The organism is Aureimonas pseudogalii, assembly GCF_014196835.1.
GTDB lineage: Bacteria > Pseudomonadota > Alphaproteobacteria > Rhizobiales > Rhizobiaceae > Aureimonas > Aureimonas pseudogalii.
In genome coordinates, this window is the sequence record NZ_JACIEK010000001.1 from 420,942 (window position 1) to 435,233 (window position 14,292).

The 14,292-nt window shown below is 70.3% G+C and carries 15 protein-coding genes; 6 read left to right on the plus strand and 9 right to left on the minus strand.

From position 1 onward, the window contains the following. Window positions 1-262: 262 nt before the first annotated feature. Window positions 263-1,321, plus strand: coding sequence for a hypothetical protein (locus GGR04_RS02035; RefSeq protein WP_183197335.1), 1,059 nt, complete (start codon window positions 263-265; stop codon window positions 1,319-1,321). Between the two features lie 19 nt (window positions 1,322-1,340). Here the strand turns inward: GGR04_RS02035 and GGR04_RS02040 are convergent, their stop codons facing one another. Genes GGR04_RS02040 through GGR04_RS02050 form a run of 3 tightly spaced genes read right to left on the minus strand, consistent with a single transcriptional unit; the run spans window position 1,341 to window position 4,122 of the window. Continuing rightward, window positions 1,341-1,676, minus strand: coding sequence for a DUF1491 family protein (locus tag GGR04_RS02040; RefSeq protein WP_183197337.1), 336 nt, complete (start codon window positions 1,674-1,676; stop codon window positions 1,341-1,343). Between the two features lie 18 nt (window positions 1,677-1,694). Then, window positions 1,695-2,426 carry a peptidoglycan-binding domain-containing protein gene (locus tag GGR04_RS02045; RefSeq protein WP_183197339.1) on the minus strand — a complete coding sequence of 244 codons (732 nt, stop codon included), beginning with the start codon at window positions 2,424-2,426 and terminating at the stop codon, window positions 1,695-1,697. Window positions 2,427-2,439: 13 nt separating this feature from the next. After that, window positions 2,440-4,122, minus strand: a complete 1,683-nt coding sequence (locus GGR04_RS02050; protein WP_183197341.1) for a sensor histidine kinase — start codon at window positions 4,120-4,122, stop codon at window positions 2,440-2,442. 433 nt (window positions 4,123-4,555) lie between these two features. On the opposite strand from GGR04_RS02050, the gene GGR04_RS02055 reads away from it, so the two are divergent. Together GGR04_RS02055 and GGR04_RS02060 are read left to right on the plus strand one after the other, a co-directional pair. Beyond that, entirely contained in the window at window positions 4,556-5,044 is a 489-nt protein-coding gene (locus GGR04_RS02055) for a DUF5330 domain-containing protein (RefSeq protein WP_183197343.1), read from the plus strand. 80 nt (window positions 5,045-5,124) lie between these two features. Further along, window positions 5,125-5,547 (plus strand): SufE family protein, encoded by a 423-nt coding sequence (locus GGR04_RS02060; protein WP_183197344.1) that lies wholly within the window; start codon window positions 5,125-5,127, stop codon window positions 5,545-5,547. A gap of 42 nt (window positions 5,548-5,589) precedes the next feature. Here GGR04_RS02060 and GGR04_RS02065 read toward each other — a convergent pair whose 3' ends face one another. Beyond that, entirely contained in the window at window positions 5,590-6,063 is a 474-nt protein-coding gene (locus GGR04_RS02065; RefSeq protein WP_183197347.1) for a DUF6456 domain-containing protein, read from the minus strand. A gap of 2 nt (window positions 6,064-6,065) precedes the next feature. Next, entirely contained in the window at window positions 6,066-6,479 is a 414-nt protein-coding gene (locus GGR04_RS02070; RefSeq protein WP_183197349.1) for a helix-turn-helix domain-containing protein, read from the minus strand. 207 nt (window positions 6,480-6,686) lie between these two features. Here GGR04_RS02070 and GGR04_RS02075 point away from each other — a divergent pair, with 207 nt between their 5' ends. Continuing rightward, on the plus strand, window positions 6,687-7,148 hold the full coding sequence (locus tag GGR04_RS02075; protein WP_183197350.1) for a hypothetical protein: 462 nt from the start codon (window positions 6,687-6,689) through the stop codon (window positions 7,146-7,148). On the opposite strand, the gene GGR04_RS02080 is transcribed toward GGR04_RS02075, so the two are convergent. Then, complete coding sequence (locus GGR04_RS02080) at window positions 7,118-7,777, minus strand: TetR family transcriptional regulator (RefSeq protein ID WP_183197352.1); 660 nt, start codon at window positions 7,775-7,777, stop codon at window positions 7,118-7,120. The two genes, GGR04_RS02075 and GGR04_RS02080, sit on opposite strands and share 31 nt — an antisense overlap. A 94-nt stretch (window positions 7,778-7,871) precedes the next feature. Between GGR04_RS02080 and GGR04_RS02085 the strand changes: the two genes are divergently transcribed. Together GGR04_RS02085 and GGR04_RS02090 are read left to right on the plus strand one after the other, a co-directional pair. Further along, a complete protein-coding gene (locus tag GGR04_RS02085) occupies window positions 7,872-9,077 on the plus strand; it encodes an efflux RND transporter periplasmic adaptor subunit (protein ID WP_183197355.1) in 1,206 nt (401 codons plus the stop codon). Continuing rightward, on the plus strand, window positions 9,074-12,235 hold the full coding sequence (locus GGR04_RS02090; RefSeq protein WP_183197357.1) for an efflux RND transporter permease subunit: 3,162 nt from the start codon (window positions 9,074-9,076) through the stop codon (window positions 12,233-12,235). The genes GGR04_RS02085 and GGR04_RS02090 overlap by 4 nt, the downstream gene beginning before the upstream one ends. A gap of 54 nt (window positions 12,236-12,289) precedes the next feature. On the opposite strand, the gene GGR04_RS02095 is transcribed toward GGR04_RS02090, so the two are convergent. From GGR04_RS02095 to GGR04_RS02105, 3 genes are all read right to left on the minus strand, one after another. Beyond that, on the minus strand, window positions 12,290-12,496 hold the full coding sequence (locus GGR04_RS02095) for a TOBE domain-containing protein (RefSeq protein WP_183197359.1): 207 nt from the start codon (window positions 12,494-12,496) through the stop codon (window positions 12,290-12,292). Window positions 12,497-12,618: 122 nt separating this feature from the next. Beyond that, the gene (locus GGR04_RS02100) at window positions 12,619-13,380 is read right to left on the minus strand and encodes an inositol monophosphatase family protein (RefSeq protein ID WP_183197361.1); all 762 of its coding nucleotides are present in this window, start codon (window positions 13,378-13,380) and stop codon (window positions 12,619-12,621) included. Further along, complete coding sequence (locus GGR04_RS02105; RefSeq protein ID WP_183197363.1) at window positions 13,377-14,255, minus strand: glycerophosphodiester phosphodiesterase family protein; 879 nt, start codon at window positions 14,253-14,255, stop codon at window positions 13,377-13,379. The genes GGR04_RS02100 and GGR04_RS02105 overlap by 4 nt, the downstream gene beginning before the upstream one ends. Window positions 14,256-14,292: the final 37 nt, after the last annotated feature.

The following is a 14,292-nucleotide window of genomic DNA, read 5'->3' on the forward strand; positions in this document are numbered from 1 at the left end:
TTCGCCGGCGGCTTCCGCCGGCCCGTCCGTTTTCGAAGTCCATTTCCAGTTCGCCGGCTTCATCGCCGAAGACGCGGCATGAGGAGCCCTAGCGCCGAGACCTGCCGTCAGGCTGACGCGTCGAGATCGTGCGGGCGGCATGCCGGAAGCCTTCGAGCCCGCGAAACGCCAGTGAAGCGGTTTGAGGTTAACAGCTTGCTAAGAGATTGGGCGGTATTCTTTCCATCCGTGCTCCGATCGGCCCACCAACGCCTGGAATGTCATGAACGACGCCGCACCGCGGATCTTCCGATCCCTCGAACGATCGTCCGGACAGCAGGAATTCGATCTCGTGGTGACGGCGGCCGTCGCCGCCTACAGTTCGCTGCGCCATCCCAATCCCTCGCAGGCCGAGGATCTCGGGCGCCTCGTGCAGCCGCTCTGGCCGCGCGTCGCCGCCGAGACCCGTCGCAACGCCGCCGCCGCGCTGTCCCACACGCCCCGGCTGCCCCGCGTGCTGGTGGAGGCGCTCCTCGCCGAACCGCTCGAGGTCGCCGCCCCCTTCCTCGTCTCCAGTCCGACGCTGACCGGCGCCGACATCGCCGGTCTCGCCGCTTCGCCGGACGAGCGCATCGTGCGGCTGGTCCGCAACCGAACGAACCGCCCGGAGGCCCCGGCGCCCCGCGCCGCCCTGCAGATCGAAGCGCCGCTTCCGGCTGCGTCGCTGCCCGCGCTCGATGATGCCGACGTCGCGTCTCCCTCGCTCAGCGCCGACTTCCTCGCGATCACGCCGCTGCGCGGCGACGAGCCGTCGGCGCCGCCCCTTCGCACCGCCGAGACGGTGCGCGAGACGCTGAAGCGGCTGGCCGGCGCCGGTCGCGGCCGTCCCACCGTCGCGCCCGCCTCGCCCGAGGCGGCCCCGACCTTCACCGCGCTCCTCCATCACGCCATGATGCGCGACGAGATCGCCTTCTACCGCACGCTGCGCGGCATCTTCGGCATGCCGGAGGCGACGCTTCGCGCCATCGAGGCCGACGAGGAGGGCGAACGGCTCGCCGTGTCGCTGAAGGCGCTGAAGGCCAGTTCCGCGGATGCGATGAGCATCCTGATGATGATGAAGCCCCGCATCGGCCTCGACGTCGCCGCCTTCGACGCGATGGCGCGCTTCTACAAGGCGTTGCGCGCCGAGGACTGCCGCGCCGCCATCGGTGCGGCCCGTGCCGGCGCCCTGCCCGAACACCGCCCCCTCACCTCGCCCGAGCGCTTCGACGCCGCGCCGCAGCCGCGGCTCGAGTTCGGCCGCCGCGGCGCCCGCCCCGCCGGACGCGAGGCCAAGGGCTGAGGCGCTTGCGTCCGTCCGGCTACGAAGCGTCGGCGATCGTCAGATAGGTTTCCGGCTGCTCGGTCTCGATCTCGACCACCCAGACGTCGGGATCGAACCGGACCTCTCCGGCGAGGCGCGCGCGCAGGCCCTCCGCGTCGGCTACCCGCTCCTCCACGAAGCGCCGGTCTCCGTCCTCGCTCGCGAGCGATTGCGGCGCCGGCCCGAACAGGCGCAAGCCGCCGGCGCGGTCGCGCGCCAGCACGAAAACGGCACCGGCCGCAGCCGCCCCCCGCCGCTCCACCGCCGCGAAGCCTCCATCGGAGAAGACGCGCCGCAACAGGAGCGAGGCGAAGATCTCGCTGGTCAGGCGCATGGCGTCCTCACTGCCACCTTAGCGCCCCGCGCTGACCGCTTCGAGACGCGCCAGCACCTCGCGCGTCGGCTCGCCCGTCACCTCGAGGCTCTCCAAGGCCTGGAAGGTGCGGATCGCGGCGCGCGTGCGCTCGCCGAGGATGCCGTCGGCGGTGATGTCGGCCACCTGCGCCTCGCTGAGCTTGGCCTGGATCTCGCGAACGAGCTCGGCATCGGAGCCGATGCCGGCCGTCGCGCCGGGATCGACGTTCACGAGGCTGGCGATCTCGTCGCGCGGCGGCGCGCCGGGCGGCTCGTTGGCGGCGCGGATCTGCGAGAGGAGCAGCGGCGTCGCCATGCCGTCGACGCGCAGACCGCGCTCGTTCTGGAAGGCGCGGATGGCGAGATCCGTCGCCTGTCCCGCCCGCCCGTCGATCCCCGACGTGTAGAGGCCGCGTTCGGCGAGAAGCGTCTGCACTTCGCGCACCAGCGGAAAGGCGAGAATGCGCGGATCGTTGGCGATCTCCACCTTTTCGGGCGCCGCCCGTCGCGCGGCGGCCGGGCGCGCCAGGATCGCCGCCACCTCGTCGGGCCGCGTGGCGAGCATGGGATGGGGATGGCGCCCCGTCTGCCGGTTCAGCGCGTTGTCGGCGACGACGCCCGAGAGCGCGGCGAACACCGCGACGCTGCCGAAGAACACGGGGCGGGCCGCCAGCACGCGGCCGCCCGCGACGAGGCCGCCGGCGACGCCGCGCAGCAAGGCGCGCGCCATGCGGTTCGACGGCTTAGGCCGAGAGGCGGCCCTGGTCGTCTTTCGGGAGGGAGCTGTCTTTTTGGCGGGCATGGGTCAGCGCTACGACGTTTTCGAGGAGGTTTCCACCGGCGCGCATGCGCTCGGCACAGTCGATGGGAATGCGGACCGTCACGGTGGTTCCCCGGCCCGGCTGGCTGCGGATGCGAAGCGAGCCGCCGTGCAGTTCGGCCAGACCCTTCACCAGCGAGAGGCCGAGGCCGGTGCCCTCGTAGCGCCGCGCGAGGCCCTGCGACAGCTGGACGAAGGGGCGGCCGAGGCGGTCGATGTCGTCGGCCTGGATGCCGATCCCGGTGTCGGCCACCTCGAACAACACGGCCCCGTCCTCGCTGCGGATGGCGAGGCACACCGTGCCGTGATGGGTGAACTTGACGGCGTTGGCTAGGAGGTTGACGAGGATCTGCTGGCAGGCGCGGCGGTCCGCCGTGAGAACGTCCTCGGCGGGCGTCGAGCGCACCACGAAGCGCAGGCCCTTGCCCTCCGCCTCGCCCCGGATCATCGCCGCCGAGCAGTCGGCCATCTCAGCGATCGAGAAGGGCTCCGGCAGGAGCTCGTAGCGGCCCGCCTCGAGCTTCGAGACGTCGAGCAGGCCGTTGACGACCTCCAGCAGATGCTGGCTCGAACGCCGGATGAGCGCGACATATTCCTTCTGCCGCGGGTCGGCGAAGGGACCGAACGTCTCCTGGTCGAGAAGGTCGGAGAAGCCGATGATGGCGTTGAGCGGAGTGCGCAGCTCGTGCGAGACGGTGGCGAGCAGAGCCGGTGTCTCGGGCAAGAGAGGTGCGATCGCGCCCGGCGCCGTCTCGTCGCGGTCGAAGGCGTCGACGCGCAGCAGCGTGCCCTTGCGGTCGCGCACCGGCACGAGATCGGCGCAGACCGGCAGGAAGGTCGCGCCGGCCGAGCCCGCCCGCTCCACCCGCAGATCCAGCTCGATCGCGGCGGCGCCGCCGCGGATCTCGTCGAGCGCCTTGAGGAAGGCGACGCGATCGAGAAGATGCAGGCGCTGGCTGAACCGGTCGGACGTCCGCATTCCCGCGGCGAGCGGCCCGCTGCCCGCGATCACCCGGCCCTGCGCATCGAGGCTGAGCAGGGGCTGCGCGGAGGCCGCGACCTCTCGGGAAGCCGCAGGGCGGACGGCGCGCCAGCCGACGAACCCGGCATAGGCGAGAAGCGCCGGCAGTGCGATCTGCCAGCCGGCGAGGCCCTGCTCGGCGGGGCCGATGCCATGCAGCGACAGATAGCCGACGAGGCCGATCGCCACGAAGACCGCCGGCATCATCAGCCGCACGAGCAGCGAAGCCCGCGCCAGCCACGCCTCCGCCGGCCCCGCCGCCAGCAGCGCGAGCGGCCACAGGCTGTCGAGGGAGACCGAGAGAACGCCGAGAAACACGGCGAGCATCGTAAAGGCCGAGGCCAGAACGAGGTCGCGCTCTCCGGTGACGGCGAGGAGAACGGCGGCGGCGAGAGCGGCGAAGGCCGCGACGCTCCATCCCAGCGTCACGCCGAGACCGTATCCGGCGAGAACGGCCATCGTGGTCGAGAGCGCCGCGCACAGCGAGAACCCGACGAGCCCAGCCAGAATGCCGGCCTGGACGCGGCGCTGCGCGTCGTCGGCGACCTGCGCGGCGACGAATGGCCCGAACGCGGACAGGAGCACGTCGCGGTGCCAGCCGCGGCTGGCCTGGGGTCGATTCCTCTCAACGCAAGTCTGGAGATTCATCGTCGACCCACACTCAGCGGCCGGGAGGATCGAAGCCGTCATGGCCTCCCCGAACCGTCATCCAACATGCTGCGACCTTGCCGCTTAACCTTTTAAGGAAGCCATAAACCCCGCTGACGGCCCCGCCCTCGGAGCCCGAACGGGGTGCGAAAACCGGCGGGAACGGATCAGCTTCGGAACAGGGTTAACATCCGGTCTTGAATTTTTCACGAAGCTCTATCAACGGCTTACGTTCATCTCGTCCGTCATGGAACGCCGTAGGATCGACCTTCCCGGCCACGTCGCGCTTCAAATTGATTCAAATCCGATTCAAGAACGAAACGAGCGTCTCACCCGTCTCGTTGAAGGTGGGACGGTGGCGCCGAGGCGCTTGCGGCAGACAGCAACGGGCAACCCGACGATGCGCTTCCTCTTCAAGATCGCTCTGCTTCTCTTCGCGGTGTCGTTCTTCCTTCCCCGCTCGCCGGTGGAGGCGGACGGCGGCAGGTCTGCGCCCTCGACGATGGCGCTGGTCTTCGGCGCGCAGCAGGCGATCAACGACCTCGGCAGCTTCTGCGAGCGGGCACCGGCGGCCTGCGCGGCCGGCGGCGAGACCCTGCGCTATGCCGGCGAGCGCGTCGGCGCGGGGTTCGCCTATCTGGCCGCCCTCGCCAACGAGCAGATGGCCGCAGGCTTCTCCACCCCCCCATCCGCCTCCGAGGCCGCGCCGGTTCGCGTCGCCGCGCCGTCGTCCCACACCCCCGCCCCCGTCGCGCCGCCGCGGCCGACGCCGATCAACACGCAGGCGCCGGTTCCCCGCCCCTACTCGCCGCCGCGCACGGTAGCCGAGAGCGAGACCCCCGTCGTCCTGCGTCCCTGAGCCCGCCTGACAAGCGCCGGGGGATCGCCTATATCCCGGCGGCGACCCCAAGCCGGATCGCTTCTCCGAGAGGCCCGTCCATGCGCGCGATCGACGACATCATCACCGATTTCGAACTGCTCGACGATTGGGAGGACCGCTACCGCTACGTGATCGAACTCGGCCGCGAACTGCCCGAACTCCCCGCAGACGCGATGAACGACGCGACGAAGGTGCCGGGATGCGTCAGCCAGGTCTGGCTGACCAGCCAGACGCAGGCCGGCGCCCCGCCGCGCCTCACCTTTTCCGGCCAGTCCGACGCCCATATCGTGCGCGGCCTCGTCGCGATCGCGCTCGCCTTCTATTCGGGGCGCACCGCGCCCGACATTCTCGAGGCCGACGCGGAAGCCCTGTTCGAGCGCCTCGGCCTTCGCGAGAATCTGACCCCCCAGCGCTCGAACGGCCTGCGTTCCATGGTGGCGCGCATTCGCAACGACGCCCGCGCCGCGCTCGAAACCGCCTGAGTCCTCGGCGCGGCCAGCCCTTCCCACGGCACGGGCGGCGGATCAGCCCTCCCCCTCCGGCCGCCACGCCCTCGTCGCCGCGCCGCCCGTGCCCGCCCGATGGGTCAGCCCGTAATGGCGCGCGAGAATACCGAGCCCCGCCTTCAGCAGCATCTTGGCAGAGCGCGCCGGCCAGCCCCGCTCGCGTTCCACCTGCTCGGTGCCCTTCAGGAAGCAGCAGACATCGACGAGGACGCCCGAAAGCTCCGGGCCGACCGCCGAGAGCGCGCCTTGGGTGCGGCGGCGGCAGTCCATCATGTGGTCGCTCCAGTCGCCCGGCCCCGCAGAGCCCGCGCCCGGCAGCCGGTCCCATCGCTGGGTGACGCTCGGCATCAGCCCGCCGCGCGTCCAGTCGGCGCGCAAGCGCTCGCCGGCCTCGCATTCGCCGGCGTCGAGAAACGGCACACCGCCCGCCACCCGGCGCGTGGCGAGGCGGGTGAGTGGCGATTCGTCGGCCGGCGTGCGTGTCGGCGCCATGGTCAGCGCTCCCCCGGCAAGGCGATCCCGCGCCCGGTCAGACGCCGGCACGACTGCGCCAGCGCCTCCATCTGCGACAGCAAGCCGTCGAAGACCTCGTCGTCGCGCGCGTCCTCGATCCGCGCGACGCCATGCGCGATGCTCGTCCGGTCCCGCGCGAAGCCGCGCGCCACGTCGCCGAGCGGCAGCTGAAAGGCGACATGCGCGAGATACATCGCGACATGGCGCGCCCGCGCCGCCGCGGATCGGGCACGGTGCGGCGTCAGGATCTCCGCCACCGGCACGCCGCAGAAGATCGACGCGATGTCGGCGGCGACCTCGCACTGGACGATCTCGGACCGAGGGCTCGCGCGCGCCGGCAGCGGGTCCGGCGGACCATAGGAGGCGGAAGGAAACGGGGAACGGGGCGTCGGCATGTCGATTCCTCGGGGCTGATGGCGGACCCCGAGCCTAGAGCGCCGGCAAAACTATAGGAATATTTTCTTTATCGACACCGGTTGGTCCAGCCCACAAGCCCCGCGCTTCTCGCCACTTATCCCCACAATCCACACGCGAATAAGGAATTCTATCCTCGGTCTTCGAGCCCGCCCCATGCTTGGCACCTTCTCCGCATCGAGGTGTCCATGTCCGCTCGTCCGCTCGCCTGCCACTTCCCCGCCGATCCGCCGCTCGGCCGTCTCGAAGCCGCGCTGCGCGCCGCCGCCGCAGCTTTCGCCCGGCATACGGCCGCAAAACGCGACGGCGGCGGAGCGGACATCGTCACGGCAACCGCCGCCCGCCTCGGACTAACGGTCGGTGCCGGCGGGTTCGGCGCGGCGGACCGGCGACGGCTGCTGACGGCGCTGCGCCTCGAAGACGCGCGTCGATTGCGCCGGCTGCGCGCCGGTCGGCCGGGACACGATCTCGGCGCGCATCTCGCCCTGCGCCGCGCCATCTGCGAACTCGACGGCGATGCCATCCCGCTCGACACGTCGCGCCTGCCCGGCCGCGTGCTGAACGACCGCTTCCGTCGAGGGAACGGGCGCCGGGATGGGGCCCCGGATCGCCGCCCGGTTCAGCCGGCGCGAGCGACGAGCGCGGGCTGAGGGGAGAGTCGCTCTGCCGCGCGTCCGAACCCCGCGAAGAGCGCGTCGAAGGTCAGCGTCGCCGCGGCGATGATGTCGAAGCTGTCGCGCGTGCGCAGCCATTCCGTGAACAGTCCCGTGAACACGCAGATGCAGGCGTTGGACGCCATCTGCGGCGTCCAGCCGGCGCGCAGATGCCCGAGCGACGCCGCCCGCTCGAAGACGGCGACGATCGTCTTCTGCATGTGATCCTCGGCCTCGCGGTGGCAGAGCATCGCCTCCTCCATCTCGCCCACGTATTCGCAGCGCAGCGTCAGGATCGTGTAGACCTTGCGGGCGCGCTCGTCGGCGACGAAGCGGTGGATGCTTTCGAGCGTGACGCGGTGCAGCGCAGCGAGCGGGTCGGCGTCGCTGAGGATGTTCTGCGAGTTGATGAACTCTTCCTGCGGCCGGTAGGCGCGATCCTGCATAGCGCGAAACAGCGCCGACTTGCCCGAAAAGTGCCAGTAGATCGCGCCGCGCGTCACGTTCGCCTCGGCGGCGATCTGCGACAGGCTCGTCTGGCTCACGCCGCGCTCGAAGAACATGCGCTCGGCGGCGTCGAGTATCGCCGATCGCGTTTCCGCCGCCTCTTCCTTGGTTCGCCGCACTGACCGCCTCCTTGAATACATCCATTTATGAATGTATGTATGGTGCGACGCAATACCCAACACCCGCGTTCTCGCACGGCCGGAGCTTCCCCACATGCGCCTCGATCGCCCCCTCCTGACGCTTCTGGCGCTTCTCTCCGTTTCCACCCTCGCGGCCGCGCAGCAGCCGGGCGGCGCCGCGCCGCCCCCGCCCGGCGTCACCGTGGAGACGCTGGCCGCCCGTCCCGTGCCCGTCACCTACGAATATCCCGCCCGCGTCACCGCCTCGCGCGTCGTCGAGGTGCGCGCCCGCGTCGGCGGCATCCTTCTCGACCGCACCTTCACCGAGGGCGAGCGGGTGAAGCAGGGCGATCCGCTCTTCAACATCGACCGCCGCCCCTTCGAGGCCGAGGTCGCGCTGGCCGAGGCGCAGCTGCAGCAGGCCAACGCCACGCAGGCCCAGGCCAGGCGCACCGAGGAGCGCGCCCAGGCCCTCGTTCGCAGCGGCGCCACCTCCACCGCCACGGTCGACGACGCCACCTCGCAGCGCGAACTCGCCGACGCCTCGGTGGCGCAGGCGCAGGCCCGCCTGCAGACCGCCACCCTGTCCCTCGACTACACCTCGGTCGAGGCCCCCGCGAGCGGCATCACCAGCCTCGAGCAGGTGCCGGAAGGTTCGCTCCTCACCTCCGGCGACCTCCTCACCCGCATCACCCAGCTCGATCCCGCCTACGTGAACTTCTCGGCCGCCGACACCGAGGCGGCGTCGATCCGCCAGCTCATCGAGAAGGGCGCCGCGCAAGGCTCGGTCGACGACCTGACGGTGACCGTGAAGTTCGGCGACGGCTCGACCTACGGCAAGATCGGCAAGATCGACTTCACCTCCTCCTCGATCGACCAGGAGACGGGCACGATCCTGTCGCGCGCCGTGCTCGAAAACCCCGACAGCCGCCTGCTGCCCGGCCAGTTCGTGCGCGTCGAGATCGAGGGCCTCGTGGTTCCCGACGCGCTGACGATCCCGACGGAAGCCCTGATGCAGGGGCCGCAGGGCACCTTCGTCTACGGCCTCACCGCCGAGAACGTCGCGGAGGTGCGTCCCGTCACCGTCGGGCGCGAGCTCGACGGCCAGTTGCTCATCGCCTCCGGCCTGAAGGTCGGCGACCGCATCGTCACGCGCGGCGTCATCAAGGTGCGGCCGGGCTCGCCGGTATCGCCGGTGGCCGAGGAGGCGCCGGGCGCTGCCCCCGCGTCCCCTGTCCCCGCCGCCCAAGCCGCGCCCGCGGCCGGTGCCACCAAGAGCGTCGCGGAGGCCGCCAAGTGAACTCGCGCTTCTTCGTCGATCGTCCGGTCTTCGCCGCCGTCATCTCGATCATCATCGTCATCGGCGGCCTCGCCGCCATGCGCGCCCTGCCGATCGAGCAATATCCCGAGCTCGTGCCCCCGCAGGTGCAGGTCGCCGCGACCTATCCCGGCGCCTCCGCCGAGACCCTCGCCCAGACAGTGTCGGCGCCGATCGAGCAGCAGGTCAACGGCGTCGAGGACATGATCTACATGACCTCGTCGAACTCCTCGACGGGTTCGGCCACGATCACCGTCACCTTCCGCTCGGGCACCGATCCCGACCAGGCGACGATCAACGTCAACAACCGGGTGCAGCAGGCCGTCTCCTCGCTGCCCTCCGAAGTGCAGCGCCTCGGCGTCACCGTGACGAAGCAGTCCTCGTCGATCCTCGCGGTGGCGACCATGTCGTCCACCGACCCGCGCTACGACGCGACCTACGTCTCGAACTACGCGCTGCTCTACGTGCTCGACGAGCTGAAGCGCATTCCCGGCATCGGCAACGCCCAGCTCTTCGGCGCCCGCAACTATTCGATGCGCATCTGGCTGCGGCCCGATCAGCTGGCCCAGTACAAGCTGACGCCCGGCGACGTCGCCACCGCGATCCGCGAGCAGAACGCCCAGTTCGCCGCCGGCCAGTTCGGCGCGCAGCCCTCCAACAATCCGCTCGCCTTCACCTATTCGGTGACGACGGCGGGCCGCCTGCCCGACGCGCAGGCCTTCGAGAACATCATCATCCGCTCCGACGCCAACGGCGCGGCGCTGTTCCTCAAGGACATCGCCCGCGTCGAGCTGGGCAGCCAGGACTACGCCTTCAACGCCACCTACAACGGCGACTCGACCGTTCCGATCGGCCTCTACCTGCAGCCGGGTGCCAACGCGCTGAACGTGCTCGCCGCCGTCAACACGCGGATGGAGGATCTGTCGAAGCAGTTTCCCGAAGGCATCCGCTTCGCCGTGCCCTTCGACACCACGAAGTTCATCGAGGCCTCCATCGAGTCGGTGATCCACACCTTCATCGAGGCGATGGTGCTGGTGCTGGTCGTCGTCTACCTCTTCCTCCAGAGCTTCCGAGCCACGCTCATCCCCATGATCGCGGTGCCGGTGTCGATCATCGGCACGTTCGGCGTGCTGCTGGCGCTCGGCTTCTCGATCAACCTCCTGACGCTGTTCGGCCTCGTGCTCGCCATCGGCATCGTCGTCGACGACGCCATCGTGGTGCTCGAAAACGTCGAGCGCATCATGCGCGACGAGGGGCTGCGGGCGAAGGACGCCACCGCCAAGGCGATGACCGAGGTGACCGGCCCCGTCATCGCCATCGTGCTCGTGCTCTGCGCCGTGTTCATCCCCGTCGCCTTCCTCGGCGGCCTGGCGGGCACGATGTATCGCCAGTTCGCCGTCACCATCGCCGTGTCCGTCACCATCTCCGGCATCGTCGCGCTGACGCTCACGCCGGCGCTCTGCGGCATCCTCCTTCGCGACGAGCACAAGGAGCCGATCGCGCCGTTCCGCTGGTTCAACCGGATGTTCGACAAGATCACCAACGGCTACGGCCACGGCGTCGCCTTCATCATGCGCCGGGCGTTCCTCGCGATGGTGTTGATGGCCGCGATGATCGGCGGCATCGTCTACTTCTTCCAGACGATTCCCGGCTCGCTCGTGCCGAACGAGGACCAGGGCTCCAACTTCGCCGTCGCGATCCTGCCGCCCGCCGCCTCGCTCAGCCGCACCACCGACGTGATGGATCAGGTCAGCGCCAACATCCGCAAGAACCCGGCGGTGTCCGACGTCGTCGCCTTCGCCGGCTTCGATCTTCTCTCGGGCTCACAGAAGTCGAGCGCGGGCGCCGTCTTCGTCACGCTGAAGGACTGGGGCGAGCGCACCGATCCGAGCCAGGACGCCCGCAACCTGCCGGGCGCCTTCATCGGCGCCAATGCCGGCATTCAGGACGCGATGGTGCTGGCCTTCTCGCCGCCCCCGATCCAGGGCCTGTCGACCACCGGCGGCTTCGAGCTCTTCGTGCAGGACCGCTCGGGCAACGGCAGCCAGGGCCTGATCCAGGCGACCGACGCGCTCATCGCGGCGGCCTCGAAGCGGCCGGAACTCGCGGGGGTGCGCACCACCTTCGTCGCCAACGTGCCGCAGTACCAGATCGACGTCGATCGCGAGAAGGCCAAGGCCCTCGGCGTGCCCATCACCTCGATCTTCGAGACGATGCAGTCGACCTTCGGCTCGCTCTACGTCAACGACTTCACGCTGCTCGGGCGCAACTACCGCGTCTCGCTCCAGTCGGAATCGGACTTTCGCGAGAAGCCGGACGACCTGCGCTTCGTCTACGTGCAGGCCTCCAGCGGCTCGATGGTGCCGCTGGATTCGCTGCTCATCACCAAGCGCGTGGTCGGGCCCGATCTCATCGAGCGCTTCAACGCCTTCAACTCGGCCAAGGTCTCCGGCGGCCCCGCCCCCGGCTACTCGTCGGGACAGGCGCTGGAGGCCATGCAGGCCGCGGCAGCCGAAGCCCTGCCCGAAGGCTACGAGGTGGCCTGGACGGGATCGGCCTATCAGGAGATCCAGGCCGGCGGCACCGGCGCCATCGCCATCGGCTTCGGCATGGTGATGGTGTTCCTCATCCTCGCCGCGCAGTACGAGCGCTGGTCGCTGCCCGTCGCGGTGCTGCTGGCCGTGCCCTTCGCCATGTTCGGCGCGCTGCTCGGCATCTTCCTGCGGGGCCTGGAAAACGACGTCTACTTCCAGATCGGGCTGGTGACGCTGGTGGGGCTGGCGGCCAAGAACGCCATTCTCATCGTCGAGTTCGCGGTTCTGAAACGTGAGGAGGGCCTCTCGGCCTTCGACGCCGCGCTGCAGGGCGCCAAGCTGCGCTTCCGCCCGATCGTGATGACGTCGCTGGCCTTCATCCTCGGCGTGGTGCCGCTGGCCACCGCCACAGGCGCCTCGTCGGCCAGCCGCCACTCGATCGGCACCGGCGTGATCGGCGGCATGCTGATGGCGACCTTCGTCGCGATCTTCTTCATCCCGCTCTTCTACAAGCTGCTGGCGCGCGACAAGAAGCCGAAGGCGAGCGACACGCCGCACCGGGCCGAACCCGCCGCCGCGGGCCCCCACCCCACACCCGCCGAATGAAGAAAGGGCGCCGCGAGGCGCCCTTTTTGCGTTGGCGAACCGGGATCGTCCGGATCAGTCGACGCCGATCATAACGTCCGAGGCCTTGACGATGGCGTAGGCGTCGCCGCCTTCCGCGAGACCGAGTTCGTCCACCGCCTCGTTGGTGATGGCGGCGGTCACGATCGTTCCGGCGACGTCGAGGCGCACATGCGCGGTGGTCGCCCCCTTCTCGACGGAGACGACGCGGCCCTTGAGGCGGTTGCGGGCGGAGATCTTCATGGGTCGCGGTATCCTCGTGCTGGAGCCTCGTCCGCCGTCGGCGACTCCACGCGCTATAGCCGAGCGGACATAACGCGATGTAGCGGAGACGATGCCGCGGCAAAGGGCATGCGCTGCGCGCGTCAGACGGGTCCGACCGCCTCCAGAAGCGCCGGCGTCCCGCACCAGATGCCGATCGCGCCGTCCGGTGAGCGGCGGATTTGGACGCCGAGCCCGAGCTCGCGGCAGATCGCGGCGCCGCCCGCGATGTCCCACATGGTCGTCACCGGCTGAAGGTGCCCGTCGAAGCGGCCGAGCGCCGCGAACAGCATCGAGACCGACGTGGAGTGGAACGCCTCGATCACCCAGCCGCCGCGCCGCAGCCGCGCCTGGAGCGCCAGGCTGGCGTCGAGATCGTCGTCCATGCTGTCGCCGATCGAGACGAGCCGCAGGTCGGCGAGCGGCTGGGGCCGCTCGAACGGCACGCCGCCCCGCAGCGTCCCCAGCCCGTCGGCCGCGACGAGGAGTTCGCCGAGCACCGGCGCCGCTACCGCGCCGACCACCGGCACGTCGTCCACGACATAGCCGAGCGACACGCCCCAGAGCGGCGATCCCGCGAGGAAGTTCGAGGTGCCGTCGATGGGATCGACGATCCAGTAGGCATCGCCCCCTTCGCCGCCCTCCTCCTCGCCCACCACTGCGTCGCCCGGAAAGCGGGCGGCGAGGCGCCGGCGCACGAGAGCCTCGATCTCGCGATCGGCAGCGGAGACGAAATCCTGCGGCCGCTTGGCGTCGATCGCGATGGTCTCGCGGCGCGCGAACGCGGCGAGCGCCTCGCGCGCGGCTTCCGCCACCAGCTCGGCCGCGGCGTCGCGGCGCGCCGCCAGATCCGGGGTCGCGCTCATGCCGCGCGCCGTCCACGGGCCGCGAGATAGGCGACGAGGTCCGCCGCCCGGTCCGTCTGGATGGCGCCGACGCCGGCATCGAGAAGCGCGCCCCACACGGCGTCCGGGTCGCCCGCCGCGCGGCTGTCGTCGTAGCCGGCGATGTGGAAGCAATCGAGGGAGTTGATCCAGAGGCGAATGCCGGCCTCTTCGAGAGCTTTGCGAGCCTCGTAGAGGACCTCGATATTCGGAGCATGGCCTTCCACCATCAACGGACGTAGCGGATGTAAACACGCGATATCCGCGGCGACGCGACCGGGAACGGCCTTGAGAATGGGCATGAACGGCACCGGCCCGAAGGCGGGATGATCGCCCGGCAACTCCGCCACGCGTTCGGGATCGACCGCCGCCTTCACCACCACCTCGTCTGTCATGCCGAGATCCTGCACCAGCGCCATGACGGCGGGAAGCTCGGCGGTGCTCTTCGTGTCGATGTTGACGAGAATGCGGCCGCGCGCCTCCTCCAGCGCCTCCGCGAGCGTCGGCAGCCGCTCGTCCGTGACGGGCGCGTCCGGCCCGCCCTCGCCCATCCGCAGCCGCGCGGACCGCTGGGCCCCGGCAGCGAGCGAGCCGACGCGTCCCGAAAGCCCGGTGGTGCGGTCGAGCGTCGCGTCGTGGATCACCACCGGCGTGCCGTCCGCCGCCAGCCGCGCGTCGATCTCCACCATGTCGAGCCCCAGCGCCACCGCGGCGCGGATCGCCGCCAGCGAGTTCTCCGGCGCGTCGGTCCACACCCCGCGGTGGGCGACGACGAGAACCCCGCGATGCGCGAGCGAGGCGGCGGCGAAGGAACGCGGCGGAACCACCGCAGGATCGGTCGCACGGGACAGGGACATGGCAGGCTCGGGAGTTCGGCGGGATGGGAAAGGCGCA

Coding starts and splice junctions, on each gene's coding strand:
- GGR04_RS02035 (WP_183197335.1), top strand. CDS start 263: ATGAACGACGCCGCACCGCGGATCTTCCGATCCCTCGAACGATCGTCC.
- GGR04_RS02040 (WP_183197337.1), bottom strand. CDS start 1,676: ATGCGCCTGACCAGCGAGATCTTCGCCTCGCTCCTGTTGCGGCGCGTC.
- GGR04_RS02045 (WP_183197339.1), bottom strand. CDS start 2,426: ATGGCGCGCGCCTTGCTGCGCGGCGTCGCCGGCGGCCTCGTCGCGGGC.
- GGR04_RS02060 (WP_183197344.1), top strand. CDS start 5,125: ATGCGCGCGATCGACGACATCATCACCGATTTCGAACTGCTCGACGAT.
- GGR04_RS02065 (WP_183197347.1), bottom strand. CDS start 6,063: ATGGCGCCGACACGCACGCCGGCCGACGAATCGCCACTCACCCGCCTC.
- GGR04_RS02070 (WP_183197349.1), bottom strand. CDS start 6,479: ATGCCGACGCCCCGTTCCCCGTTTCCTTCCGCCTCCTATGGTCCGCCG.
- GGR04_RS02075 (WP_183197350.1), top strand. CDS start 6,687: ATGTCCGCTCGTCCGCTCGCCTGCCACTTCCCCGCCGATCCGCCGCTC.
- GGR04_RS02085 (WP_183197355.1), top strand. CDS start 7,872: ATGCGCCTCGATCGCCCCCTCCTGACGCTTCTGGCGCTTCTCTCCGTT.
- GGR04_RS02095 (WP_183197359.1), bottom strand. CDS start 12,496: ATGAAGATCTCCGCCCGCAACCGCCTCAAGGGCCGCGTCGTCTCCGTC.
- GGR04_RS02100 (WP_183197361.1), bottom strand. CDS start 13,380: ATGAGCGCGACCCCGGATCTGGCGGCGCGCCGCGACGCCGCGGCCGAG.
- GGR04_RS02105 (WP_183197363.1), bottom strand. CDS start 14,255: ATGTCCCTGTCCCGTGCGACCGATCCTGCGGTGGTTCCGCCGCGTTCC.